The sequence below is a fragment of the Enterococcus sp. C74 genome (assembly GCF_040887125.1).
Taxonomy (GTDB): domain Bacteria; phylum Bacillota; class Bacilli; order Lactobacillales; family Enterococcaceae; genus Enterococcus_B; species Enterococcus_B hirae.
Map to the genome: position 1 here is coordinate 52525 of NZ_JBFOFA010000002.1, position 26168 is coordinate 78692.

At 37.3% G+C, this 26168-nt stretch carries 24 protein-coding genes and 1 other RNA gene; 21 read left to right on the forward strand and 4 right to left on the reverse strand.

From position 1 onward, the window contains the following. The first annotated feature begins 54 nt into the window (after positions 1-54). From AB3H93_RS03045 to AB3H93_RS03085, 9 genes are all read left to right on the forward strand, one after another. Positions 55-594: a DUF1273 domain-containing protein gene (locus AB3H93_RS03045; protein WP_063627065.1), complete on the forward strand. Its 540-nt coding sequence runs from the start codon at positions 55-57 to the stop codon at positions 592-594. 90 nt (positions 595-684) lie between these two features. After that, positions 685-1098 (forward strand): cell division regulator GpsB, encoded by a 414-nt coding sequence (gpsB, locus tag AB3H93_RS03050; protein WP_010719243.1) that lies wholly within the window; start codon positions 685-687, stop codon positions 1096-1098. An 18-nt stretch (positions 1099-1116) separates the two neighbouring features. After that, positions 1117-1487, forward strand: an RNA gene (gene rnpB, locus AB3H93_RS03055) — RNase P RNA component class B. Positions 1488-1725: 238 nt separating this feature from the next. Next, entirely contained in the window at positions 1726-2940 is a 1215-nt protein-coding gene (locus tag AB3H93_RS03060; RefSeq protein ID WP_368020104.1) for a class I SAM-dependent RNA methyltransferase, read from the forward strand. A gap of 30 nt (positions 2941-2970) precedes the next feature. Continuing rightward, positions 2971-4494, forward strand: coding sequence for a carboxypeptidase M32 (locus tag AB3H93_RS03065; protein WP_368020105.1), 1524 nt, complete (start codon positions 2971-2973; stop codon positions 4492-4494). Further along, positions 4495-5178 (forward strand): HD domain-containing protein, encoded by a 684-nt coding sequence (locus tag AB3H93_RS03070; protein WP_368020106.1) that lies wholly within the window; start codon positions 4495-4497, stop codon positions 5176-5178. Between the two features lie 851 nt (positions 5179-6029). Further along, a complete protein-coding gene (locus AB3H93_RS03075) occupies positions 6030-7220 on the forward strand; it encodes a glycine C-acetyltransferase (RefSeq protein ID WP_034697827.1) in 1191 nt (396 codons plus the stop codon). A 190-nt stretch (positions 7221-7410) separates the two neighbouring features. After that, positions 7411-8364, forward strand: coding sequence for an L-threonine 3-dehydrogenase (locus AB3H93_RS03080; RefSeq protein WP_176581770.1), 954 nt, complete (start codon positions 7411-7413; stop codon positions 8362-8364). A 66-nt stretch (positions 8365-8430) separates the two neighbouring features. Beyond that, positions 8431-9783, forward strand: coding sequence for an APC family permease (locus AB3H93_RS03085; RefSeq protein WP_010719237.1), 1353 nt, complete (start codon positions 8431-8433; stop codon positions 9781-9783). Between the two features lie 92 nt (positions 9784-9875). Here the strand turns inward: AB3H93_RS03085 and AB3H93_RS03090 are convergent, their stop codons facing one another. After that, the gene (locus tag AB3H93_RS03090; RefSeq protein WP_034697837.1) at positions 9876-10202 is read right to left on the reverse strand and encodes a hypothetical protein; all 327 of its coding nucleotides are present in this window, start codon (positions 10200-10202) and stop codon (positions 9876-9878) included. A gap of 131 nt (positions 10203-10333) precedes the next feature. Between AB3H93_RS03090 and AB3H93_RS03095 the strand changes: the two genes are divergently transcribed. Next, positions 10334-11479 carry a VanZ family protein gene (locus AB3H93_RS03095; protein WP_161652374.1) on the forward strand — a complete coding sequence of 382 codons (1146 nt, stop codon included), beginning with the start codon at positions 10334-10336 and terminating at the stop codon, positions 11477-11479. Between the two features lie 100 nt (positions 11480-11579). Continuing rightward, on the forward strand, positions 11580-12929 hold the full coding sequence (locus AB3H93_RS03100) for a DEAD/DEAH box helicase (RefSeq protein ID WP_123874800.1): 1350 nt from the start codon (positions 11580-11582) through the stop codon (positions 12927-12929). A gap of 130 nt (positions 12930-13059) precedes the next feature. Here AB3H93_RS03100 and AB3H93_RS03105 read toward each other — a convergent pair whose 3' ends face one another. Next, the gene (locus tag AB3H93_RS03105; RefSeq protein WP_010719233.1) at positions 13060-13491 is read right to left on the reverse strand and encodes a GNAT family N-acetyltransferase; all 432 of its coding nucleotides are present in this window, start codon (positions 13489-13491) and stop codon (positions 13060-13062) included. Positions 13492-13854: 363 nt separating this feature from the next. On the opposite strand from AB3H93_RS03105, the gene alaS reads away from it, so the two are divergent. The 3 genes from alaS (at position 13855) to AB3H93_RS03120 (ending at position 18742) form a co-directional block, all read left to right on the forward strand. Beyond that, complete coding sequence (gene alaS / locus AB3H93_RS03110; protein WP_368020107.1) at positions 13855-16497, forward strand: alanine--tRNA ligase; 2643 nt, start codon at positions 13855-13857, stop codon at positions 16495-16497. A 488-nt stretch (positions 16498-16985) separates the two neighbouring features. Beyond that, positions 16986-17582: an ECF transporter S component gene (locus AB3H93_RS03115; protein WP_010737525.1), complete on the forward strand. Its 597-nt coding sequence runs from the start codon at positions 16986-16988 to the stop codon at positions 17580-17582. A 20-nt stretch (positions 17583-17602) separates the two neighbouring features. Beyond that, positions 17603-18742 carry a cation diffusion facilitator family transporter gene (locus AB3H93_RS03120; RefSeq protein ID WP_034697851.1) on the forward strand — a complete coding sequence of 380 codons (1140 nt, stop codon included), beginning with the start codon at positions 17603-17605 and terminating at the stop codon, positions 18740-18742. A gap of 51 nt (positions 18743-18793) precedes the next feature. Here the strand turns inward: AB3H93_RS03120 and AB3H93_RS03125 are convergent, their stop codons facing one another. After that, positions 18794-19195, reverse strand: coding sequence for a ribonuclease HI family protein (locus AB3H93_RS03125; RefSeq protein ID WP_096710376.1), 402 nt, complete (start codon positions 19193-19195; stop codon positions 18794-18796). 77 nt (positions 19196-19272) lie between these two features. Between AB3H93_RS03125 and AB3H93_RS03130 the strand changes: the two genes are divergently transcribed. Beyond that, entirely contained in the window at positions 19273-19695 is a 423-nt protein-coding gene (locus AB3H93_RS03130) for an EbsA family protein (protein WP_034697854.1), read from the forward strand. Positions 19696-20080: 385 nt separating this feature from the next. Further along, the gene (locus tag AB3H93_RS03135) at positions 20081-20470 is read left to right on the forward strand and encodes a hypothetical protein (RefSeq protein WP_240187678.1); all 390 of its coding nucleotides are present in this window, start codon (positions 20081-20083) and stop codon (positions 20468-20470) included. Between the two features lie 852 nt (positions 20471-21322). Here AB3H93_RS03135 and AB3H93_RS03140 read toward each other — a convergent pair. Then, entirely contained in the window at positions 21323-21529 is a 207-nt protein-coding gene (locus AB3H93_RS03140) for a cold-shock protein (protein WP_010719225.1), read from the reverse strand. 182 nt (positions 21530-21711) lie between these two features. Between AB3H93_RS03140 and AB3H93_RS03145 the strand changes: the two genes are divergently transcribed. From AB3H93_RS03145 to AB3H93_RS03165, 5 genes are all read left to right on the forward strand, one after another. Further along, entirely contained in the window at positions 21712-23382 is a 1671-nt protein-coding gene (locus tag AB3H93_RS03145; RefSeq protein ID WP_368020108.1) for a formate--tetrahydrofolate ligase, read from the forward strand. Between the two features lie 309 nt (positions 23383-23691). After that, a complete protein-coding gene (locus tag AB3H93_RS03150; protein ID WP_368020110.1) occupies positions 23692-24144 on the forward strand; it encodes an LMxysn_1693 family intestinal colonization protein in 453 nt (150 codons plus the stop codon). A gap of 362 nt (positions 24145-24506) precedes the next feature. Beyond that, positions 24507-24836: a lysostaphin resistance A-like protein gene (locus tag AB3H93_RS03155; RefSeq protein WP_368020213.1), complete on the forward strand. Its 330-nt coding sequence runs from the start codon at positions 24507-24509 to the stop codon at positions 24834-24836. 260 nt (positions 24837-25096) lie between these two features. Further along, positions 25097-25483, forward strand: a complete 387-nt coding sequence (locus AB3H93_RS03160) for a hypothetical protein (RefSeq protein ID WP_053766061.1) — start codon at positions 25097-25099, stop codon at positions 25481-25483. Continuing rightward, complete coding sequence (locus tag AB3H93_RS03165) at positions 25470-26168, forward strand: hypothetical protein (protein WP_368020111.1); 699 nt, start codon at positions 25470-25472, stop codon at positions 26166-26168. Before AB3H93_RS03160 ends, AB3H93_RS03165 begins: the two co-directional genes overlap by 14 nt.

Genomic DNA, 26168 nt, shown 5'->3' on the forward strand with positions numbered 1-26168 from the left:
CACTCCTAGCCAACATTATAGCAAAAAAGAATCAAGAAAGAAAAGGAAACTCAAATGGACCGATTAAAAGTGATGTATATTTCCGGTTATCGAAGTTTTGAACTTGGGGTTTTTAAGGAAAATGACCCTAAAATAACGGTTATTAAAAAAGTCTTAAAAAAAGAGATACAGCAATTAGTCGAAGAAGGACTTGAATGGGTTCTTACTAGTGGAAACTTGGGTATAGAAACATGGGTCACGGAAGTAGTTGCTGAATTAAAGCAGGAATACCCTGAGTTAAAGTTGGGGATCATCTATCCATTCAAAGAGTTTGGAAATAATTGGAATGAGAATAATCAAGAAAAGTTAAGAATGGCAGAACAGTTAGCAGACTACGTTGAAGCAGTTAGCCATCAAGCCTATCAGTCGCCTAGCCAATTAAGAAACCACACGCGTTTTTTACTTGACCATACCGATGGCTGTCTACTGATTTATGATCCTGAGTTTCCAGGGAAAACCCAGTATTTTCTGAAAGAGGCGCAAACCTATCAACAGGATCATTCTTATGAAATTCGGCTAGTCAGTATGGATGATTTACAAAATTTCAGTGAATAATTCAGATAGTGTTTGATTTATCAAGTTATTTCCGATACAATGATATAGGTAGAAACCGTTATTATGTAAATGAAAACTAGAGGTGTAAATATGGCGGAATTGGTTTATAGTCCTAAAGACATTTTACAACAAGAATTCAAAACAAAGATGCGTGGCTATGATCCCATCGAAGTGGATGAATTCTTAGACAATATCATCAAAGATTATGAAACTTACAGCAAAAAACTCCTTGCTTTACAAGAAGAAAATGATAAATTAAGTGCCAAAGTAGCACAATTATCAAAAACACAAGGAGCAGCACAAACGCGTGTTCAACAAGTTGAAACACCGAAAAGTGCAGCAGTCACAAATTTCGATATCTTGAAACGTTTGTCAAATCTTGAACGTGAAGTATTTGGAAAAAAATTGGATCAACAATCATCAACAGTGAATGTTTCCCAACCTAACCCAAACAACTACACAAATGCAAGTGACGATGATAACGAAAAGACACGTCAATTCTAAGATTGATGATACATTGCGGTTTTTGGGTAATCGCGGTCTGACATGATCAGGCTGAGGAAAGTCCATGCTCGCACAGGCTGTGATGCCTGTAGTGTTCGTGCTTAGCGAAACAATAAGCTAAGGTACTCTATTAGAGTAACGGCAGGAAAACAAGCTAAGGTTTTTAACTATGCTTAAGTATCCTTGAAAGTGCCACAGTGACGAAGCGGATAGGGAAACTTATTCGGTGGAACGCGGTAAACCCCTCGAGCGAGCAACCCAAACAATGGTAGGGGCGCTTTTTGTTGGGAATTAAGAACGAGACAAAAAGGCAGGTTAACTGCAGATAGATGGTTACCACATTGCTTTTTCTCCCTGGAAAAGTAGTGTACAGAACATGGCTTACAGAAAACCGCAATATAACAGGGAATACCTTCCAACCATGTTGTGAAGGTTTTTTTTAACATTAGAGTGTCACCACTGATTTATACCATTCAATAAATGACTTGTTTGTTCAGGAACACAAAAATGAACGAGTGAAGAATGGCAATTTAGAGACAAGTATGAAAAAAATACTGATTCATTTTTCGGTTTGATTTTACAAAAAGCTGGACGACCACGTTCAGCTTTTCTTATAAGGAGATAAGTATGGATACGACTAGAGAATTTAATCTTGTGGCAACGGCTGCAAGTGGGTTAGAAGCCCTTGTTGGAAAAGAACTACGTGACTTAGGCATTGATTGTCAAGTTGAAAATGGACGGGCACGTTTCAAAGGAACGATGGAAACGATCGCTACAGCAAATTTATGGTTACGAACAGCTGACAGGGTAAAGATCGTTGTTGGGGAATTTGATGCGTTTACCTTTGATGAACTATTTGAGAAAGTTAAAGCATTACCTTGGGAAGACTTTCTACCTTTAGATGCTGAATTTCCGGTTGCAGGAAAATCAATCAAGTCTAAGCTTTATAGCACACCTGATTGTCAGGCGATCACTAAAAAAGCGATCGTTGAACGATTGCGTAAGTATTATCACCGTCCGGCATCTGTTCCATTAACGGAGACAGGCGCACATTTTCAATTAGAAGTCGCTTTACTAAAAGATCATGTCATGATCACACTAGACACAACTGGTCCTAGTTTGTTCAAACGGGGATATCGTTTGGAAAAAGGTGGCGCACCGTTGAAAGAAAACATGGCAGCCGCTTTAGTGATGTTGACAAATTGGCGAAAAGATCGTCCGTTTTATGATCCAGTGTGTGGTTCTGGTACGATCTGTATCGAAGCTGCCTTGATTGGACACAACATTGCACCAGGATTTAATCGTGAATTTGCTTGTGAATCATGGGATTGGTTTAGTAAAGATGTCATGGAAAATGTTCGAGCATTGGCAGAAGAGCAAGCAGACTATGATATTGAACTCGATATCACAGGTTCTGATATCAATGGGCGGATGATCGAAATTGCTAAAGCGAATGCGGAAGAAATTGGCTTAGGCTCTTCAATCACGTTTAAACAACAAGCAGTCAAAGATTTCAAAACGGATAAAGAATACGGCGTAATCGTCGCGAATCCGCCTTATGGAGAGCGTTTAGGTGAAGAAGAAACGGTTCGTCGCTTGTATGAAGAAATGGGCGATGTTTTCCGTCCATTAAAGACATGGAGTAAGTACATTTTGACAAGTGATCTTACTTTTGAAGAATATTATGGGCAAAAAGCTACTAAAAAACGTAAACTGTATAACGGAGCTTTACGGACCGATCTCTTCCAATACTGGGGAACGCGGCCACCAAGAAAAGACAAACGGACCGATCTCTTCCAATACTGGGGAACGCGGCCACCAAGAAAAGACAAAATGATTTAAAATTATATGGGATGGATGGAGGAATAAATGATGAATGAAAAAGAATTTATGAAAGAACTAAAAGAAATCAATCTCTTGCAACAAACCTTGGGCATTTTAGATTGGGATATCCAAACGGGTATGCCAGAAAAAGCGAGTGAGGATCGTAGTGAAGTCAATAGTTATCTTTATAGTCTTTATTTCTCAAAGAAAATTGGACCTAAGATCAAAGAAGCCATCCAATATTTTTCTGAACATCCCAATGAATTATCTGAAACGGGAAAAATCGTGTTTGAGAAGGTCAAAGAAGACTATGAACTTGAATATTTAGTTCCTGAAGAATTGATGACTGCATTGACAGCAGCAACTTCTACCGCACAGGTGCAATGGCAGCAATCTCGTGAAACGAAAAATTTTGCGGATTTTCAAGAAGCATTGACTAAAAATATTGAGTTAACAAAACAGTTGATCCCCTATTGGAAAAAAGACGAAGCAACTGATTATGATGTGTTACTAAACCAATATGAACCAGGGATGTCTGTTGAAATCTTAGATCGTGTTTTCCAACAAGTAAAAGAAGGGATCATGGAAATTAGAAAAAACTTAGCAGAAAAAGGGCATGAACCAGATACCTCTTTTCTTTCTCGAAAAATGACTAAAGCCCAACAAAAAAGGTTTGTCACAGGCGTGATTGAACAGTTAGGTTATGATTTCTCAAGAGGACGTTTAGATGACACAATCCACCCTTTTATGATCGGGATCAATCATAATGATGCACGTATTACGACTCGTTGGAATGAACATGACTTTAAAATGGCAGTCTTTGGCGTGATCCATGAAGCTGGTCATGGAATGTATGAGCAAGATATTGACGAAAAATTTGCTTATACTCCGATTTACCAAGGTACTTCGATGGGAATCCACGAATCTCAATCACTGTTCAATGAGATCATCATTGGTAGCAATCGAAGTTTCTGGGAAAAACAATATCCATTTTTCCAACAATGTGCAGAAGGAACATTCGATGATATTTCATTTACTGACTTTTATCGCTCGCTGAAACAAACCCAAGCAAGCTTGATCCGAATTGAAGCAGATAGTTTAACGTATCCATTGCATATCATTATTCGTTATGAAATTGAGAAAATGATTTTCAATGAGGGCGTGGACGTGGCTCAATTACCAACTATTTGGAATCAAAAGTATGAGGAATATCTAGGAATACGACCTGCGAATGATTTAGAAGGAATCTTGCAAGATGTCCACTGGTCAGGAGCTAGTTTTGGTTACTTCCCATCTTATGCTTTAGGATATATGTATGCTGCGCAACTGCTTCACGCATTAGAAAAAGAGCTTTCGATCGATGAAGTGTTAGCATCCGATGATTATCGACCAATCAAAGAATGGATGAAAGAAAAGATCCATCAATATGGTGCATCTAGAAAACCAACGCAATTGATTCAGGATGCAACCGGTGAGGAGCTAAATCCGCAGTATTTGATCGATTACATGAAAAAAATCTATTTTTCGGTCTATCAAGTAGCTGAATTCAGTAGCGAGAAAGAAGGAAAATAAATGGAGAAACTGCAGGAAATTGCTGATTACAGTTTCAAGCAATTAGCAATGGATCAAACTGGACACGGGATTGATCATACGGTACGAGTCGTTAAATTAGCAGAGAAAATTTTAGCAACTGAACCGCAAGCTGATCCATTGATTACTCTTGCTTCTGCTTATTTGCATGATACGATCGATGATAAAGTAGTAGCCGATGAAACGAAAGCAAAAGCAGAGTTACATCAATTTTTGCAACGTTTAGAGCTATCAGATGCAACCATTGAATCAATCTTTTTGATTATTGATAACCTGTCTTTTTCAAAAGGGTTGTCAGGTGAAGAAATGGCATTACCTATTGAAGGAAAAATTGTTCAAGATGCAGATCGTCTTGAAGCCTTAGGAGCAATTGGTATTTTGCGTACGGCTTATTTTGGTGGTGGACATGGCCATCCCATTTTTGATGAAAGTCGGCACCCAATCAGTTATCAAAATAAAAAAGATTATCGCAAAGGGTCTACTGTGATCAATCATTTTTACGAAAAATTGTTCTTATTACCAGATAGGATGAACACCCCATATGGTATAAAGGAAGCAAAACGACGAGAAGCCTTTATGCGGGAATTTATTGATGAATTCTTCAATGAATGGTCAGTAGGAGACCCTGATTTTACTCCCGAAAGCTGGTTGGCAACAGGAGGTTGAGACAAAAGTGTTTAGCATCAAGAAATAAGAAGGAATTTCCGAAAATTGACAAGAAACACAAAAACTTTTTTTTGATGTTGATTGTTACCTACTTGGTGCTTCTCAAATTTTTGGTAAATTTCGGCAAATTTTCCGAAGATGCTGCTTTTGTCTCACCGTGAACAAGAGGTCGTGAAAAGAGTGCCTTGACCTGAGCGCTCACCAAGTAAAAACTGCGACGAGTAATCGCAGGAGCATTAAGGATGAAAATCTCGAAACAGCTCCCCATGTTTTGAGATTTTTTGACTTATCGCCGAAGGTCAGCTCTTTGAACACCGTTTATTCGATTTTAGAGAGACCAGAAGAGACTGAGGCAAGGTTTGTCTCAGTCTCTTCTTGTGGTCATGAGTAGTAACTGATGACCATAGGGAACGTTTTTTGTGTTGGGAGAAAGACTCCTTAAAATAGCTACAGGTAAGCGCCTTGGACCAAGTAATATATAGCTAGAGAAGCAAACATTAAAAGAATTTAATATACAAATAGAATATTCGTTTTTTTATTTCATAACAAAAAACAAGGCTAACTAATGGCGGAAAATTCAGAATATATGGAATATTTATTGGAAAGTTGATTAAGTTAAGGGTTGATATTAGCTAGATGTGATCCTCTTAAAAATAACGATATTTACTAAAATAAGTAAAAAAATATTTCGTTAGTGGAGTACCGATTGTTTTGTTATGTAAGAAAATACTCAGTTAAATAACTCTCATAATTTGTGTAAGCGCTATCAGAAAAGGTATACTTATAAACAGGAACGAAAGGCTGCATATTCGTTCCTCAACCTTGAAGGTTAGAAAAATGGGGGTGGAGACATGTCTTCTGAAGTATTGTCAACTTATTTAGAACAGGAACTGGCTTTATTGAAGGAAAAGGGACTATACAACACGATTGATATCCTTGAAGGTGCAAATGGTGCGATCATTGAGGTAGCAGGGAAAAATTTGATCAATCTAGCATCGAATAATTATTTGGGGTTTGCTGATCGAGTGGAGCTGAAACAAGCGTGTATCGATGCGACAAATCGCTATGGTGTCGGCGCAGGTGCTGTCCGAACAATTAATGGCACATTACGTATCCATCAAGAATTAGAGAATAAAATTGCAGAATTTAAAGGTACAGAAGCAGCGATTGCTTTTCAATCAGGCTTCAATTGTAATATGGGAGCTATTTCAGCCATTATGACTAAGGAGGATGCGATCTTATCAGATGAATTGAATCATGCTTCGATCATCGATGGATGTCGCCTCTCTGGTGCCAAAATCATTCGTGTTAAGCATCAAGATATGAACGATCTAGAAGAAAAAGCAAAAGAAGCGGTAAATAGTGGGAAATATAACAAAATCATGTATATCACAGACGGTGTTTTTTCAATGGATGGCGATGTAGCTAATTTACCCGATATGATCCCAATTGCCGAAAAATACGGGTTGATTACTTATGTGGATGATGCCCATGGTTCTGGAGTGATGGGAAAAGGAGCCGGCACAGTGAAGCATTTTGGTCTCCAACAGAAAATTGACATGCAAATGGGTACATTGTCTAAAGCAATCGGTGTCGTTGGTGGCTATGTCGCAGGATCTAAATCGTTGATCGACTGGTTAAAATCACGAGGACGTCCTTTCTTGTTTTCAACATCACTTACACCAGGTGCTGCTGGCGCTGCTCTAGCATCGATTCAACTGATGCAAGATCATCCAGAATTAGTCGAAAAAGTTTGGGAAAATGCCATTTATTTCAAAGAAGAACTGAAAAAAATCGGGTATGACATCGGCGTGTCGGAAACACCAATCACTCCAGTGATACTTGGGGATGAGAGTCTAACACAACAATTTTCTAAAAAGTTGATTGAAAATGGACTATATGTGAAACCAATCGTTTATCCAACCGTACCATTGGGAACAGGTCGTGTTCGTAATATGCCAACTGCAGCTCATACCAAAGAAATGCTCGATCATGCTGTAGCGATTTACCAAAAAGTCGGAAATGAAATGGGCATCATTTGATTTAGTAGAAACGATCTCGCCTGAAATCTAAGAGAAAGACGATCACAGGATAGAGCGTTTCGGTTGTATTTCTGTGAAAATCGAAAAATTACCTTTTTTTATATTTTGATCGTCGATGGAATGGTCGATGGAATGTAGGTAGCATTTATTTTTAATAGATAGTGAAAATGAACTAAAAAGGAGTGTTTGTATGAAAAAAGTATTAGTTACTGGCTGCCTTGGACAAATCGGATCGGAATTAGTTTTACGTTTAAGGGAAGATTTGGGTAATGAAAATGTTGTCGCAACGGATATTCGTATGCCTGAAAAGCTAGAAGATGGTGAACTATTTGAAATTTTAGACGTCATGGATTACGAAAAAATGCGAGCGTTAGTCGAAAAATATCAAGTAGATACTTTGATTCATTTAGCAGCGCTTTTATCAGCTGTCGCTGAAGCAAAACCAAAGTTCGCTTGGGACCTCAATATGGTTGGGTTAGTCAATGCGCTGGAAGTCGCAAGAGAATTTAAGTTAAAATTCTTCACGCCAAGTTCAATCGGCGCTTTTGGACCTAATACACCAAAAGATGAGACTCCTCAAGATACACTCCAACGACCAACAACAATGTATGGCGTGACAAAAGTCGCAGGCGAGCTTTTGTGTGACTACTATTATACGAAGTATGGCGTAGATACACGAGGTGTACGCTTCCCAGGATTGATTTCTTATAAAACTTTACCTGGTGGTGGGACAACAGACTATGCAGTGGATATTTATTATTCAGCTATCAAAGAAGGAAAATACACGTGCTTTATTGATCGTGGTACAGCTATGGACATGATGTACATGCCAGATGCCATTGAGGCGATTATTCAGTTGATGAATGCTGATCCTAAAAATTTAGTTCATCGCAATGCATTCAATATCTCTGCGATGTCTTTTGAACCAGAAGAAATCAAAGCGTCAATCAAAAAAGTGTTTCCTGATTTTGAAATGGACTATGCAGTTGATCCAGTGCGACAATCGATCGCAGACTCTTGGCCAAATTCATTAGATATTAGTTGTGCGCAAAAAGAGTGGGGCTTTCAACCACGTTACGACCTAGATAAAATGACTCAAGATATGTTGACCAAGTTGCAAGAGAAATTGACAGCAACAGTCTAATTACTATAGTTTATCGTAAACTTCCGATCGAGTGGTGGGGAGTTTACGATAAAGGGAGGATAAGCGATGGAACGTAACCAAGTATCGGTTGAAAAAAACAAAGTCGAACTAAAGCGAACGATGGGCTTTTTTACTGCTTTATCGACTGTGATGGGAACAGTGATTGGAGCGGGAGTATTCTTTAAAGCAGCGAGTGTAGCAGAAGTTACAGGATCAGTTAGTTTACATATGCTTTCTTGGTTTTTGGGAGGTATCATCTCCGTCTGTGCAGGTTTAACTGGTGCAGAACTTGCCGCAGCGATCCCCGAAACAGGTGGTATGGTCAAATATATCGAACGAACCTATGGTCAAACGGCTGCTTTTTTGTTAGGTTGGGCACAAGTTGTGATTTACTTTCCTGCAAATGTAGCGGCACTATCAATCATCTTTGGGACACAATTTGTGAACTTATTTGCCTTAGAACAGCAATGGATTGTCCCCATCGCTATTATAGCCGCTGTGACGATCATGCTGATCAATTTTTTAGGATCAAAAGTTGGTGGAACTTTTCAATCCATTACCTTAATCTGTAAATTGATCCCACTGGCAGTCATCGTCTTGTTTGGCTTATTTCGCAGCGGTGGAGTAGAGTTTCAGCTGTTTCCCATAGAATCAGGAAAAGATCTGCCATTGTTTTCAGCATTAGGTGCGGGCTTGTTAGCGACAATGTTTGCTTATGATGGTTGGATTCACGTTGGAAACATTGCAGGAGAATTAAAAAAACCGGCAAAAGATTTACCGAAAGCCATTTCTATAGGAATCATCGGGATTATGGTTGTTTATTTATTCGTTAATACCGTCTTTTTAAAAACAGCTTCGATTGGAGGAATCAGTGGCAACAGTAATGCTGCTAGCGAAGTGGCTACCATGATTTTTGGTGGCGTAGGTGGGAAACTTGTAACTGTCGGGATTTTGATTTCAGTCTATGGAACAATCAATGGCTATACACTTACTGGGATGCGCCTGCCCTATGTGATGGCCCAAGAAAAACGGTTACCTTTCAGTCACCACCTAGGAAAATTGAACGATCGAACGAAGATTCCAGTGGTTGCTGGTGTTTTGGAACTAGTGATTGCGATCGGTATGATGATGGTTGGTGGATTTGATATGCTGACGGATATGCTTGTTTTTGTGATTTGGATTTTTTATACGATGGTATTTGTAGGTGTAATTATATTGAGAAAAACAGCTCCAAAACTTGAAAGGCCTTATAAAGTTCCGCTATACCCAATCATTCCGCTAATCGCCATTCTTGGTGGTGCTTTTATCGTGGTTAGTACGTTACTGACACAAACACTTTTAGCATTTAGCGGAATCGCTTTGACATTAGTCGGAATCCCTGTTTATTTATATTTGAAAAATAAATATCCTGTAGTTTAACATATTAATGATAGTTAAACGTGCATTCTGTTGTAGCGTGTCAAGTTAAGCAATGCTAACTTTACCAACCAGCTACAAGAGAATGCACGTTTTTATCCTGTTTTTTTTCTTAACTGTTTTAGTCGGCGCCAAGCACGAAAAAGGTTTAATAAGACGAGAAAACCAGCAACAGTAATGGGAATCCAAATCAAATAGACCGGATAACCTAATTGATCTGATAAAGATCGAGAGGAAGCTTGCTCCATTTCAAGTAGTGCTTGTTGCCATGTCTGTAAGTTAAACACGAGCATGAAACTAGCAATAATTAACAAGATAAATCCAAGATAGCGGATGGTCGTTTTTTTACGTATATACGCAAAAATGAGATAGAGAATCAATAAAAAAGCGGGTACGCCAAACACAAAATAAATATTAAGCACGCTAATCGCCTCCTTTTGTTAATGATACTTCAATTAATATAAATTTAAAAATAATTACCCCATAACTTGCATAGTTTACAAGAGTACTGATAAGATGAAACCGTTAGTTAAGATGAAAAAGGGGGATGTTTATGGCTAGTTATATTGAACCGATTCGCTTTGCACTTATTGTTTTTCCATTTTTGGCATTAGCGATTTCTTCAGTTTTTTTCATTTATGAATATCGAAAGTATGGAACGTTTATTTTTTCGAGAGCGGTTATCTTATATTCGTTTGTTTTTTATTTGTTATGTGCTTATTTTTTGATCATTTTACCGTTGCCTTCAAAAGAAGCCGTTGCTCAAATGACCGGACCTAAAATGGAGTTACATTTATTTGCATCATGGGTCCATTTTCGAGAGAATACCGTCTTGGTTTTATCTGATCCAAGTACGTATTTACCAGCGATGCGACAAAGCGTTTTTTTAGAACCGGTATTTAATGTTTTGCTTTTATTACCTTTCGGGATCTATTTAAGATATTATTTTCGATTATCTTTTGTGAAAACCATCATTGCAAGTTTTTGTCTTTCCTTATTTTTTGAATTGACACAGTTAAGTGGGTTGTATTTTATTTATCCTCGACCTTATCGGCTATTTGATGTCAATGACTTATTGACGAATACGATCGGAGGAACGTTAGGGTACATTATGACACCAATCTTTACCTTCATGTTGCCTACGAGAGCAAGAATGGATGAAGTGTCATACGAAAAAGGGAAAACAGTTTCTCTAACGAGACGATTAGTTGCCTATTTCATTGATTGGGCTTTCTTATCGGTTTTATCCGTGCTGATTGCTGTGACTCTTCAATTGTCTTTGAAAATAGGTGATATCACTTCAAGTAGTTGGTGGGTATTTTTAGAAGTCTTGCTTTATTTCATGGTCATACCATATGTAACAAACGGTCTCACTTTAGGTAAAAAAATCGTACGCATTCGTGTGGTTTCAGATAACGGAAAACGACTTTCTTTTAAAGCCCTGTTTATCCGTTATGGGTATCTTTACTTTTTATTTTATGGGTTAGCTTGGCTTAGTCAGACGATCCAACATATCACTGACCATACGACAGGTGTATTACAGGTAAGCGGGATTTTTATTGTGTTGGGTGTTGCATTTGCACAGTTTATCTTCATGCTGAATCTTTTCTTGTCATTCCTTCGTAAGAAAAGAGTGCTGTTCTATGAAAAAGCCAGTCAAACACATACGATTAGTACCATTCAATCAAAAGGGAACTAGTGGATCGTGAGCGACTTTGAAAAGGATCAAGCAAATTGCTTGAGGATGTGGTATAATGCGAAAGTCGTGTAAAAAAGAAAGAGAAGAGGTGCTTACTTAAATGAGTAATTTTGAACAATTTCATTTTAAACCATATATAAATGAGGCGTTAGCAGAAAAAGGTTTTGCTCAACCAACTGAAGTACAAGAGCGTTTGATTCCTTTGATCGCTAAAGGAAAAAATATCATTGGTCAATCACAAACTGGTTCGGGCAAAACGCATACATTTTTATTGCCTTTATTTCAAAAAATCAATGCGGAAAAAGCCGAAGTACAAGTAGTAATCACTGCACCAAGTCGTGAACTAGCTACTCAAATTTATGATGCTGCTAGTCAGATCGCTAAATTTTCCGATCCAGAGATCCGAGTGACGAATTTTGTAGGTGGAACGGATAAGCAACGCCAATTGAGCCGCTTGAAACATCAACAACCACAGATCGTAGTGGGAACGCCAGGTAGAATCTTGGATATGATGAATGAACAAGCATTAAAAATCCATACAGCATTTGCATTTGTTGTAGATGAAGCAGATATGACACTGGACATGGGCTTCTTGCATGAAGTGGATCAAATTGCTAGTCGCTTGCCTGAAAAACTGCAATTTTTAGTTTTCTCAGCGACAATTCCTGAAAAATTACGACCATTTTTACGTAAATACATGGAAAATCCAATCATTGAAGAAATCAAACCGAAAGCAGTTATTTCAGAAGATATCGAGAATTGGCTGATCTCTACTAAAGGGAAAGATAAAAATCGAATGATCTACCAATTGTTAACAATTGGTCATCCTTACCTTGCAATTGTCTTTGCAAATACGAAACAACACGTGGATGAAATTGCTGATTATTTGAAAAATCAAGGCTTAAAAGTAGCCAAAATCCATGGAGATATCACTCCAAGAGAACGAAAACGGGTGATGCGCCAAGTTCAAAACTTAGAATATCAATACGTGGTTGCGACAGATCTAGCGGCACGTGGCATCGATATTGAAGGGGTTTCTCATGTGATCAATGCAGAAATTCCTGAAGACCTTGACTTCTTTATCCATCGAGTAGGTCGGACTGGACGTAATGGTTTAAAAGGAACTGCGATCACTTTGTACTCACCAAGTGATGAACAAACGATTGACAGTATTGAAAAAATTGGTGTCACATTTGAACCGATGGAAATCAAAAATGATGAAATCATCAAGACTTATGACCGCAATCGTCGGACGAAACGGGAAAAATCCAAAGATACACTGGATCCTACATTGATCGGCTTAGTGAAAAAGAAAAAGAAAAAAATCAAACCTGGATATAAAAAGAAAATCGATTGGGCAATTGCTGAAAAGAACAAAAAAGACCGTAAAATCGAACGCAGACAACAAACTAGAACTGCAAGAAAAAATAAGAAAAACTCCAATAAGTAAGTCAATGACCAGACCCTTTAAAAGAGATGTCATGACTTCACGCTCAAAGACCAAAGGATTGCATGTCTTCTGCATTCCTTTGGTCTGTTTTTAAGTGTTCATTTAGCAGATAATCTAGTGATAATAGATCTTAAATCAATTCTTTTTGCATCCCTACGCAGGTAATCCCATCCTCGATAAAAGGATCTGTACAAGTCTCGTAACCTTGTTGCTGATAGAAACTAAGGGCAGTCATTTCTGCTACTAGGTAACTTGACAGCAAGCCTTCTTTTTTCGCTTTCTGTTCAGCTAAGGACAACAGCTGACGACCGAAACCTTGTTGGCGATAATTTTTGGCGACGCAAAAACGATCGGGGTTAAGACAAGTGGACGATTTTTTTTGATAACGTAATGTTGCAATTGGAACATTGTTTTCCATTAACAGAAAGTAGTTATCAGAAGTGTCCGTTTCGTCAAATTCTAATTCTGGCAAAATGCCTTGTTCCAGAACAAATACCTGATAACGAAGATAAAAACTCGCCCCTCTGATCCAGGACTTGTTTCCAAAATAAACTTGCATCATCGATTCTCCTTTTGATTAATAGGCGTAATTCAAGCTTAACAAAAAATATTCTAGAAAGAAATAAGAGTTGAAGGAAAAGAGCGGTTGACAGAATAAAATAGAATACGTATACTTGTAAAGTACGAAAAGGACATGGTTTGTTTAAGTCTGACTTACAGAAAATTCTTTCCAGGCTGAAAAAAGAATAGTCAAAAAAACAAATTGCTCCCTTTTTTATTGATAGAAATATCAACGCTACTCAGCGTTATCGAGTTCAAGAGGTAATGATCGAACATCATTGCAACCAAGGTGGTACCGCGAGTTTTCGTCCTTGGCTGTGAGGGTGTTTTTTTGTCGTTTAAAATAAAGAAAGAAGGTAATAAAATGAAACAATTAAGTAGTGCACAAGTTCGACAAATGTTTTTAGATTTCTTCCAATCAAAAGGACACACGATTGAACCTAGCGCATCATTAATTCCGGTCAACGATCCAACGCTTTTATGGATCAACTCAGGGGTTGCTACGTTAAAAAAATATTTTGACGGCTCTGTCGTACCAGAAAATCCACGCATCACAAACGCTCAAAAATCAATTCGTACGAATGACATTGAAAATGTAGGGAAGACAGCACGGCACCACACAATGTTTGAAATGCTTGGGAATTTTTCTATTGGTGATTATTTCAAAAATGAAGCAATCCATTGGGCATGGGAATTTTTAACAAGTCCTGAATGGATGGCATTTGATCCGGAAAAATTATATGTTACCGTTTATCCAAAAGACACAGAAGCAAAACGAATCTGGCATGAAGAAGTCGGCTTGCCACTTGATCACATTGTAGATGTTGAAGATAATTTCTGGGATATTGGTGCGGGTCCTTGTGGTCCTGATACAGAAATCTTCTATGATCGAGGCGAAGCATACAATGATGTCGCAGAAGATGATCCAGAAAACTACCCTGGTGGAGAAAACGAACGCTATTTAGAAATTTGGAATCTAGTATTTTCTGAGTTCAACCATAAACCAGATCATACATTTGAACCTTTACCACATAAAAACATTGATACGGGCATGGGGCTGGAACGGATGGTTTCGATCGTTCAAGACGCACCAACAAACTTTGAAACAGACTTGTTCTTACCGATCATTCATGCGGTAGAAAAACTAAGTAACCAAGTAAAATATGGTGAAAACCCGACAACCGACATTTCTTATAAAGTAATTGCGGATCATATCCGAGCATTATCTTTTGCGATTGGAGATGGGGCGCTTCCTTCAAATGAAGGTCGTGGCTATGTTCTTCGTCGTTTATTACGCCGAGCAGTGATGCACGGGAAAAAATTAGGGATCGAAAAAGCTTTCTTATATGATCTTGTTCCAGTAGTTGGCGAAATCATGGTTAGCTATTATCCGGAAGTCCTTCAACAAAAAGAATTTATTGAAAAAGTAGTTCGTACCGAAGAAGAACGTTTCAATGAAACGATCAACGAAGGTCTTGAAATCTTGAATCAAGTGATCGCTGAAGTCAAAAAAGCAAATGGAACAACACTTGCTGGAAAAGATATCTTCAAATTATATGATACTTACGGTTTCCCAGTGGAGTTGACCGAAGAAGTGGCAGAAGATGAAGGCTTAAAAGTCGATCATGAAGGCTTTGAAAAAGAAATGGAAGCACAAAGACAACGTGCGCGTGCTGCTCGTAGTACAGAAAAATCAATGGGAGTCCAATCTGCCCTATTAACAGATATCAAAGTGGATAGTAAATTTATTGGCTATGATCAAGTTGAATCAGACAGCAAACTATTGGTGATTATCAAAGATGAAGAACTAGTGAGTGAATTGTCTGCTGGACAAGGTCAAGTGATTTTTGATCAAACACCGTTTTATGCAGAAATGGGTGGACAAGTGGCTGATCAAGGTTGGATCATCAATGCCTCTGGAGAAACGGTTGCGACAGTTGATGACGTTCAAAAAGCACCGAATGGACAATTTATGCACACCGTAGAAGTGCTTTCAACATTGACTGAAGGCGAAGTTTACCACTTGTTGATCGATGTACCGATGAGAAATCGCATCATTAAGAACCATACAGCGACTCACTTATTGCATAAAGCTTTAAAAGAAGTTTTAGGGGAACATGCAAACCAAGCTGGTTCTTTAGTTGCTCCTGGACATTTACGCTTTGACTTTACTCATTTTGGACAAATCACAGCTGATGAATTAGTAAAAATGGAACGAATCGTTAATGAGAAGATATGGGAAGCAATCCCAGTAGAAACCATCGAAACAGATATCGATACCGCTAAGAATATGGGTGCTATGGCTTTATTTGGTGAAAAATATGGTCAAGAAGTCCGTGTAGTGAACATTGGTGGATGGTCTATCGAACTTTGTGGTGGAACCCATGTAGCAAATACTGAAAATATTGGGATCTTTAAAATCGTTTCTGAATCAGGAATCGGTGCCGGTGTTCGTCGTATCGAAGCTGTAACAAGTAAAGAAGCTTATGAGTTATTGGAAGCAGAAGAAAAACAATTAAAAGAAGTTGCCACAATTGTCAAATCACCTCAATTAAAAGAGGTTGTATCAAAAACAGAACAATTACAACAACAACTAAAAGAACTACAAAAAGAAAATGAACAATTAGCAAGTAAACTAGCGAACCAACAAGCAGGCGATGTCTTTAAAAATGTGGAAACAGTTAGTGGTCATTCAATGATTACTGCACAAGTAAAAGTAAAAGATATGAACCAATTACGTCAATTAGCAGACCAATGGAAACAAAAAAACATTTCCGATATTCTTGTTTTGGCAAATGAACAAGACGGAAAAGTTAGTTTGTTAGTCGCTATGACGAAAGAAGCAAATGATGCTGGGCTAAAAGCTGGTGACTTGATCAAAGCAATCGCACCAAAAGTTGGTGGTGGCGGTGGTGGTCGCCCTGATATGGCGCAAGCAGGTGGGAAAAACCCTGCTGGTATCCCAGATGCTTTATCAGAAGCTAAAACATGGTTGTCTAATCAATAATCAACTTTAAATACTTTTCCAAATAAAATGGGAAAGCGTCGAATAGCTCAGATGATAATAACCTCCTTTTGAAACGGTATTTTATGTTTGGGAGAGAAAAAACTTATTTCAAGGAGCGAATACTTGACCTGGTTTTAGCAAATAATGGGGAATAGAATGCTTTCATTGAAGCGAGTAAGCGGTCATTTTTTAAACAGCTTTTCATAGTTTAAACACTGATCGCTTATTGCTTAAGGAAGCACCGATAATACTATTTATTTTCATACATGCTAAAGGGCTCAAGAACGACTTTTTTTGTTCAAGGAGTATTGAATCCTCCTATTTGTTAAAGAAAAGTTCTACCGAATTTGTTTGAAACGGAAATCCCGTTGACAAATTCGGTTTATTTTATGAGAACTGAATGCAACCAATCAGCATTTTCTTTGAGAGTAATTAATTGACAAAAAAGCAAAACCTTTTACGATTAGAATAAAAAGGAGGGGGTAAAATTGAATAGTAAAAATAAAACTTTTCGTTTAGTTTTACGAGCGATTTTATTAGCAATCATTATCGTTCAAGCAATGGTTCCATGGTTAGGGTTTATTCCTTTAGGATTTATTAGTTTGACGATTATTCACATAACAGTTATCGTTGCTGCGGTTGTATTAGGACCGAAAGACGGCATGGTCATTGGTTTGTTTTGGGGGATCGCCACGATCATTCGTGCTTACGCCATGCCTACGACCCCATTTGATACCCTCGTCTTTACCAATCCGATCATTTCAGTTGTTCCTAGAGTTTTAGTTGGCTTAGTTGCAGGAATCATTTTTCACTGGATTTATCAACGTTATCATTCTGTAGTCGTCGGTTCGGTTTTAGCAGGAGTATTTGGCTCACTCGTGAATACACTTTTAGTTCTAGGGTTTATGGGACTGTTTTATACTGGGGCAACTGCTGATGCGTATGGCGTAGATGCGGATCTATTATTTAAAACTTTGGCAGGAGTTGCCGCAATCAATGGGATTCCGGAAGCGATAGGTGCCGGAATCATTACGCCACTGATTGCTAAAGCGCTGTTTGCTGCAACGCCACTCAAACCAGAATAAAGAATAAAGGAAGCGAAAAAGTGTCAAAAGAACAAAAAACGATTAGTGGGCAAGAACGTACCAAAAAAGGCATTATAGCTGGAATCTTAGGTCTTATCTCAAATATGTTATTGTTTGTTGCGAAGTTTATGATCGGCCTTTTTTCTGGCAGTGTTTCGATCATGGCGGATGCTATCAATAGTTTATCCGATACAGCTTCATCCATTTTGACGCTTGTTGGGTTTAAGATTGCTGCAAAACCCGCAGACCAAGAACATCCATTTGGACATGAACGATTTGAATATATCAGTGGCTTATTTGTTTCAATCATCATTACGTATGTAGGGTTTCAATTTTTGGACGCTTCTATACGGAAAATTTTTCGGCCGGAACATTTAGTCCTGACACCGATCGTGTTTCTTGTCCTGATATTTTCGATTCTGTTAAAACTTTTACAAGGACGTATGTACACTAGATTTTCAAAAACAATTCAGTCAGAAGCACTAAAAGCGACAGCCAAAGATAGTTACAATGATGTATTCACGACGTTAGCTGTTTTAGTATCTGCAGGTATCGAAAGATTCACTGGATGGCGTATTGATGGCTATGTTGGTTTTGTCTTAGCCGGGTACATTATTTTTAGTGGGATCATGATGTTACGTGATTTTGTCTATGAATTACTAGGTAGCCGTCCAACAGCTGAAGAAATCAAAACAATGGAAAAACAATTAAGTTCTTATAAATCGATTTTAGGTTTTCATGATCTGTTGGTTCATAATTATGGACCAAATAAAAAGTTTGCTTCTGTTCATATTGAAGTTGACGACAGTTTAAACTTGAATGAAGCACATAAAATCATTGATATTATCGAAAAAGACTTTAAAAAGACTTTGGATGTAGATTTAGTTTGTCATCTAGATCCGGTAGCAATCCATAATGAACAATACCGTAAGATATTGAAACAATTGAGACAAATTATCAAAGAGTTGGGGGAAGAGTTGAGGTTGCACGATTTACGGATCATACGTAAAGGGAAAGAGTTGCAATTCGATATTGTAGTTCCTCAGAATTTCAAGTTACCAGATGATGTTTTAGAAGAAAAGATTCGTCAAGCTATTGAGAAAAAGGTTGGTTCTTTTGAACTCGATATTACTTTTGATCACAATTATCTTCTCTATTAAATCAGAAACTTTAAAAAGACTTTTTAGTAAGTAGCTAAAAAGTCTTTTTTTTTATGGATTTAATTGTTTTTGAAGCGCTTGGCGTGCCAGATTATCCGCCCCTTTATTCTTACTCTCGGGAATCCATTGTAAGATGAGTAAATGGAACTGAGCGAGTAATTGTTGGATCTCATATAGAAGGGAAGAGAAACTTTCGTTGTTCGTGTGGTTTTTGTCGATTGTAGAAACAAGTACTTTGCTATCGGAATAACAGAGAATTGTTTCATTGACCCAGCCTTTTTCCTTTAAAATTTCTAAAGTTTTTAAAAAGACTTCGAATTCAGCTTGATGATTGGAGCCATCCGAAAGTGGGACGGTAAGCTGTTCTTGTTTATTTTTATGGATAATTAAAATGCCTCCACCACTAGGTCCTGGATTGCCTTTTGTGGAAGCATCAATGTATACTTTGATCATAATAAGGAAGCTCTCCTTTTTATAAAAATAGTGTTATGCTATAATTATACCATTACAAATAGATGCGAGGTTAAAGAATGAAAAAAATAATTCGCTGGCAGCCGGAATGGGCGCAGACGATCATCTATTGGTCTTTATCTTTGATCATTTTATTTTTTAGTTTGATTTTATCACTTGAAAACACTAGACCCTATTGGAAAAGTAACTTAGTGATGGGGCTATTTTTAATTTTTCTTTTTCTTGGGTATCGTCGGTCATTTATTTTGAAAAACCATGCAATCAAAATTAAATATGCTGCTTTTTGGAAGGACCAAAATATCCCGCTACAAGATATTGACTCTGTAACACCGGTCAAAAGAGGTGTAAAGATTAAATATGTAGGGAAGGCTGAGCCAACCTTCTATCTGATGCGCAAAAAAAGTCAGACAGCTTTTTTGTCCTACTATTCTGAAGGTAAAGAGCAACAAAGCACTAACAACCAAGTAAATACAACTAGCTGATTGATTTTACTTGTTTAAACCAATTGATTCAGCAGATATAAAATAGCTGCGAGAAAAACATAACTATATATAACCTCTGAGAAAACAAGTCGAAGAATCCGAAGATCATTTTATGATCAGGGTGAGATTCTTCGGCTTGATTGTGTCTTGCTGACGTTTGTATGAACTTGACCTTAGGATAATGGATGATATGATGTTCGACCAGTAACTTTCGATAAAGTAATGGACACCTGACCATTCAACCAAGGGATATATAACTTAATAACATAAAGGATATTATAAAAAAATTGCACTAAATATTTTTTAAAGGAAAAAAAGAAGTAAGATAACATTTTTTCTTATTTATAATAAAACTTACAGAAAAAGTATAAGGAGAAAAACGGACGTGGAAATAAAAAAAATGTTAGAAGATCTCAACCGAATTTGGAAGAAAACAGGCATTCTCAAGAGAAGAGGTGCGAAGCTAAGAAATATGTGGAAAAGAAATCGTGCAAAAATAGGGAGGCTTTGGAAGAAGAATCGTGCAAAGATAAAGAGAATGCGGTCAAAAAATCTAAAAGAAAGGAAAGACAACGACAAGGAAAAAAGGATAAAAATGGCTCAGAGTAGATGGTCGAAACAAGATAGGACGGGCAATAAACAAGAAATACGTTCGCTATCTGTCCGTGCAACAAATCAAGCGAGTTGGAAAAATGCGCAAATTTCAAGAAATTTAGCGAATCAGCAAAAGGGCTACTCCAGGAGTCAACAGACATCTATCACCTCAACGAGATGAATCTTTCTATGGGTTCACATAGTTTTGATGTCAATCGTTGGATTCAGTGTTTTGAGCAATTAGGAGTGATAAATGGTAGGTAATTTTTAAAAGAAAACAGCAAAACACAGGGTTATAACCTTCAGGACTTAAAAAATATCATGGCTGGGTTTGATTCGCAGGAAATAACTTCAGGAACCAGTTCAAGAAGATACATAAATGAACGAATCATAAATAGTGAAAGTGACCGTTGAAACTAGTTATTAGAAAAGCTCGGTAAAAAAATGGTATAAAAGCAATCAAAAAAGATTATCAACCAAGGCTATATAACAATCAAGCCCTTGCTCGGATTGTCGATTCTTTAAATCCGTTGACTCGATTTAAAAAGATTCTTTTAAAATGGCAATTAATGTTGAAAAGAAAACAATCTGATGCGAAAGACATCATTCACTTGGAAATAAGTGAGAAGGATGCATAGATACAACGATAAGAAATAATAGCGAAGAAAAAAGAAAAGAAATTTGTAAAAAATATTAAAGCAAACGCTAGAAATCAAGTTTTCAATACAGTCGAGCAGTCTTTTTCAAATCATCTGATAAATTCGAGATAACCTTCTTTCGATAGGATTAGAAAACAAACAGAAATATGTATCTTTTTATTGAAAAGTGAGATTTTGTAATATTAGTGAACGTAGTACTGTATGGAAGAGACGCAGCATAAGTTGATTTTCTATCGTTCAAGCAATTATAAAATTATAAAAAAGCCGATACTTTGCAAAGAACATTTTGCGGAGTATCGGTCTTTCTTTAAATTGAATATTTTTGATGCAATCTCTTCTGTTTTGAAGAGAAGTTACTCATTGTTGAAACTTTCTTATAAGATCATTTTTTTGACATGAGCGGCTTGTGCCCCACGGTTTCCTTCGATTATTTCAAATTCTACAGATTGATTTTCTTCAAGGGTTTTGAAACCTTCTTCTTCAATTGCAGTAAAATGGACGAATATTTCTTCTGTTTCATCATAACTAATAAATCCATATCCTTTTTTGTTGTCAAACCATTTCACAGTTCCTGTGGTCAAAGCTCTCACGACCTTTCTAAAGTCTGATCATAACTAACATTATAAAGAGTATTTATATATACGTCAATTAAATTAAAAAAGCAATCTTGCCTATTTTGTTTTAAAATAAAAAAAGGTATAATAGATATAACTGAACAAATTCTTTTGTTTTGGGTATAAAGTTCGTGTAAAGGGGTAATTTGATGAAGAGCGATCTACAAATATCACAAGAAACAGATTTAAAACCGATTATTAAAATTGCGAAAAAATTGGATATCCAACAAGATGACCTGGAGCTTTACGGAAAATATAAAGCGAAAATCGATTTTTCCACCATCAAGAAATTAAAGAAAAAACCAGATGGTCACTTGATTTTAGTTACATCCATCAATCCTACACCAGCTGGAGAAGGTAAATCGACCATCACGGTAGGTCTTGGGGACGCATTGAATCAAATTGGTAAAAAAGCAGTGATTGCGTTAAGAGAACCTTCCCTTGGTCCAGTCATGGGAATCAAGGGTGGTGCTGCCGGCGGAGGCTATGCACAAGTATTACCAATGGAAGATATCAATTTACACTTTACTGGCGATATGCATGCGATTACGTCTGCTAATAATGCATTGTCTGCACTTTTGGACAATCATATCCATCAAGGGAATGAACTGAGAATCGATTCACGTCGTGTGATCTGGAAACGTGTCGTCGATTTGAATGATCGCGAACTGCGAAAAGTGATTGTTGGCTTGGGCGGTCCGATTCAAGGTGTGCCGAGAGAAGATGGCTTTGACATCACCGTAGCAAGTGAAATCATGGCGATTTTATGCTTAGCAACAGACATCGATGATTTAAAAGCGCGTTTAGCTCGAATTGTTGTCGGTTATACCTTTGATCAAAAGCCAGTGACAGCTGGTGATCTCAAAGCAGAAGGCGCATTGGCACTGCTATTAAAAGAAGCAATCAAACCAAACTTAGTACAAACGATTTATGGCACTCCAGCATTTGTCCATGGCGGTCCTTTTGCCAATATTGCTCACGGGTGTAATAGTGTTTTAGCTACCCAAACAGCTCTTAAATTAGGGGAGTATGTGGTGACTGAAGCTGGATTTGGTGCAGATCTAGGTGGAGAAAAATTCCTAGATATCAAAGTTCCGAATTTGAAAAAGGCGCCTGATGCGATCGTGATCGTAGCAACAGTTCGTGCATTGAAAATGCATGGCGGTGCAACTAAAGAAGAGTTGAAAACGGAAAATTTAGCAGCATTGGAAAAAGGATTCAGTAATTTAAAACGTCATATCCACAATATGGAAAAATACCATATCCCCGTAATTGTTGCGATCAACGAGTTCGTGACAGATACGGAAGCTGAATTTACTTTGTTAGAACGTCTTTGCGAAAATCAAGGGGTGATCGTAAAACGAGCAAATGTTTGGGAGCATGGCGCAGACGGTGGAATTGAACTTGCCAAAGCGGTCGTTCGTGCGATTGATAGTCAGCAAGCAGATTATCAGCCCCTGTATCAACCGACAGCGACTATTGAAGAAAAAGTGGCAACGATCGTCCAAGAGATTTATGGTGGAAGAGGTGTCAATTTTAGTAAAAAAGCAAAAAAACAAATCGATGAGTTTGTCCTTAATGGTTGGGATAAACTGCCAATTTGTATGGCGAAAACCCAATATTCATTTTCTGACGATCCGACACTTCTAGGCGCTCCTGAAGGATTTACGATTACCATCAGAGAGTTCGTTCCCAAATTAGGGGCTGGGTTTATCGTTGCGCTAACAGGTGATGTCATGACTATGCCGGGACTTCCCAAAAAACCAGCTGCATTGAATATGGATGTTACCAGTGATGGGGAAGTACTGGGATTATTCTAAAAAAGAAAGAGGATAGGGTGCTTCATAAAAAAGCCATCTATCAAAAATGATTAGTGAGAATACCTAAAATTAGGTAATGGCTCTCTTTCGATCAAAAAAAGGATAAAGTCAGCTCTTGTATATGTTCATACAAGGGCTGACTTGTTTTTATACATATTGTGTTAGTCAACAAGTAAATAATGGCGGTTTCACGGATGATTTTGAGTTCAAAACAGCTTTTTATGATAGCAATCATATGTCTAAAATAAAATGATTTATAATCATTGCGAAGAAAACGTTTTTTTAATACTAAAATAGGAGTGCAAATTTTTGAAAAAGTATTTATTTAGAACAATTTTGGTGTCTACGTCACTTTTGACTTTAGGAACTGCTGTAACTCCGTGTGTTCCAGTATTAGCCGATGAAACGAATAGTTCTGGCATAGCAATTTGTAGTGATGATGAGTACTATGTATTAGACGAACCATCGATTCAGACAAAAACTTGGTCACAACCTCAAAGTTGGCGTATTTCTAAAGGAAATCGTACATATTCGGGTACAGAAACCCACAATAGAAAAACCACATTATCAATTGGTGCAACGATCTTCGGAATGAATATTAAAATCGGGAACGAATACTCAGTAAACGGAAAATTCAAGAAGTATTGTCAAAATGCAAGGATAACGGTCACTTACCGAGTTTATCGTAAAGTAGACAATAAATATATTCGTACTCAAACTGCTACAGCAAATACACAATATATTGATTATGTAGCAATATGATACATAGGAATACTAAGAAACATTGGAAATTCATTCTTTGCTTGAGTTACTTTATTATTTATTTTATGATCCCAAATATAGGGATCCCAATCAAATATGATTTCATATTTGATTGGATTTCTTGGTTTCCGTTGATCCTAAGTTTTATGTTTTTGGTGTTGTTCCACCAGCTTCTCTATCAATCATTAGTAGAAATACAATGGCTGAAACTCATATTTATTGCAGTCTTTTGTATCGTTAGTATTATTGTCATTAATACTGCTTTGCCTGATACAAATAGCTTACCCCTAAATTCTTTAGCTAATAGTGAATTGAAAAAATATATAATAAGTGCTACAACGTACGGTGTATTTTTAGAAGAAATGATTTTTAGATTTAGTCTAATCAGCTTACATTCTGACAGGAAAACAAAGGCTTCTCTCCTCATAATCTCTTCATTCTTGTTTTCAATCGTACACGGAGGAAATTTCAACCTTTTTTTCTGCGGCGTTCTATTTGGATTCGTTTATATAAAAACTTCTAATGTGTGGTACGCCATATTGACCCATTTTTTTATAATGGTGTGGGTATATTTCTTTTTTTATTCTTTACTTAGTTGTTGCAAAGCAATGAACGATAAAGTAGTTAAAGCAAGTGGAGATTTACAAAAAGTGAGGTTGAAAAAAATACTTCTAAACAGTAAAAAAGGATGACACAATTATTCATTACGGATAGTTGTGTCATCCTTTTATTTTCGATCGAACATTTTTAATGGATATATAAGGAGTGAAAACGATGTTACAAAAGATTTCTAATAGTTTTGCTGGTTGGCTACTTTTGCTGTACTCGCTGCATTTAAGCAAAAAATGTCTATAAATTAGTTAAATATAGGGAACTCAAACACTTTGAGACATCTACTTTCTTGTTCGGGTGTTTTACGGTATACTAAGAAAGCATCAGAAGGAGGGGCGTTATGGACGTACGAGTGACAAGACGAACAGGTTTTTATGGCATGGGTAGTCCGATCCAACTGCGGATCAATGGAAAGAAAAAAGGACAATTGAATCATAATCAATCGGTTTTACTTAAGTTAGAAGCACCTTTTACAATGCAAGTTTCGTTTTATTGGTTAAAAAGTCCAGTGTATACAATAACGCATCCGACCAAAGGATACGTCATTACAATGAATCTCTTATTGTTACAGATTTATCCCTTTTTATTTTTAGGAAGTGGATTAAGCGCATTGTGGTTACACAATCTAATTTATAGTATGTTCGTGGTACTTGTAATGATTGGCTTCTTTTTTTTCATCAAAAACCAAGCCTATGTAATCAAGGAGGAGAAAGATGGCAAACTCTGATATTTTTTTAAGTAGTTTTAATCGGATCGAAAAATGGATGAGAGATGAAATGGGTAACGCCCGCAATATGGGATTTACTGAGTTAGTTCGGCGACTTGCCCAACGCAAAAAAGCAGTGATTCGTCAATATGAAGAAGATTTGCTTCAGCTGGCGCAGTTACGAAATGCCATTGTTCACGATTGGATTGCTGTGGAATTTGTGATTGCTGAACCCAATGATTGGGCAGTCAATAAGATCCAGCAGATTGAAGAAGACTTGATTCGTCCAGCAAAGGTTTTACCTCGCTTTGCGAAACATGTCACAGGTTTTGAACGAGATCTTCCTTTACTTGATTTGTTAGGAACGGTTGCCAAAAAACGATACTCACAGTTTCCTTTGTATAATAAAGGGAAATTCGTAGCGCTTGTGACATTGCGGGTCATTGGTTTTTGGCTAGCAACGGAAAGTCAAAAAGGGACCATTGATTTAACAGATAAAAAAGCGGCTGATTTGATTTTTAGTGATGGCAAATATACGAATTATCGTTTTGTAGCTGAACATACTTATGTTTATGAAGTGGAAACAATGTTTCGGGAACAAGGAACTCTAGAAGCAGTCCTGATTACCAAAGATGGTCATCCTGACGGCAACTTACTGGGGCTCATTAGACCTAGAGATATTTATCAACAAATAGAAAAGGAATGA

Excerpts from the sequence above, each read along its gene's own strand:
- AB3H93_RS03045 (WP_063627065.1), top strand. The coding sequence starts at position 55 with ATGGACCGATTAAAAGTGATGTATATTTCCGGTTATCGAAGTTTTGAA.
- gpsB (WP_010719243.1), top strand. The coding sequence starts at position 685 with ATGGCGGAATTGGTTTATAGTCCTAAAGACATTTTACAACAAGAATTC.
- AB3H93_RS03060 (WP_368020104.1), top strand. The coding sequence starts at position 1,726 with ATGGATACGACTAGAGAATTTAATCTTGTGGCAACGGCTGCAAGTGGG.
- AB3H93_RS03065 (WP_368020105.1), top strand. The coding sequence starts at position 2,971 with ATGAATGAAAAAGAATTTATGAAAGAACTAAAAGAAATCAATCTCTTG.
- AB3H93_RS03070 (WP_368020106.1), top strand. The coding sequence starts at position 4,495 with ATGGAGAAACTGCAGGAAATTGCTGATTACAGTTTCAAGCAATTAGCA.
- AB3H93_RS03075 (WP_034697827.1), top strand. The coding sequence starts at position 6,030 with ATGTCTTCTGAAGTATTGTCAACTTATTTAGAACAGGAACTGGCTTTA.
- AB3H93_RS03080 (WP_176581770.1), top strand. The coding sequence starts at position 7,411 with ATGAAAAAAGTATTAGTTACTGGCTGCCTTGGACAAATCGGATCGGAA.
- AB3H93_RS03085 (WP_010719237.1), top strand. The coding sequence starts at position 8,431 with ATGGAACGTAACCAAGTATCGGTTGAAAAAAACAAAGTCGAACTAAAG.
- AB3H93_RS03095 (WP_161652374.1), top strand. The coding sequence starts at position 10,334 with ATGGCTAGTTATATTGAACCGATTCGCTTTGCACTTATTGTTTTTCCA.
- AB3H93_RS03100 (WP_123874800.1), top strand. The coding sequence starts at position 11,580 with ATGAGTAATTTTGAACAATTTCATTTTAAACCATATATAAATGAGGCG.
- AB3H93_RS03105 (WP_010719233.1), bottom strand. The coding sequence starts at position 13,491 with ATGATGCAAGTTTATTTTGGAAACAAGTCCTGGATCAGAGGGGCGAGT.
- alaS (WP_368020107.1), top strand. The coding sequence starts at position 13,855 with ATGAAACAATTAAGTAGTGCACAAGTTCGACAAATGTTTTTAGATTTC.
- AB3H93_RS03125 (WP_096710376.1), bottom strand. The coding sequence starts at position 19,195 with ATGATCAAAGTATACATTGATGCTTCCACAAAAGGCAATCCAGGACCT.
- AB3H93_RS03130 (WP_034697854.1), top strand. The coding sequence starts at position 19,273 with ATGAAAAAAATAATTCGCTGGCAGCCGGAATGGGCGCAGACGATCATC.
- AB3H93_RS03145 (WP_368020108.1), top strand. The coding sequence starts at position 21,712 with ATGAAGAGCGATCTACAAATATCACAAGAAACAGATTTAAAACCGATT.
- AB3H93_RS03155 (WP_368020213.1), top strand. The coding sequence starts at position 24,507 with ATGATTTTTAGATTTAGTCTAATCAGCTTACATTCTGACAGGAAAACA.
- AB3H93_RS03160 (WP_053766061.1), top strand. The coding sequence starts at position 25,097 with ATGGACGTACGAGTGACAAGACGAACAGGTTTTTATGGCATGGGTAGT.
- AB3H93_RS03165 (WP_368020111.1), top strand. The coding sequence starts at position 25,470 with ATGGCAAACTCTGATATTTTTTTAAGTAGTTTTAATCGGATCGAAAAA.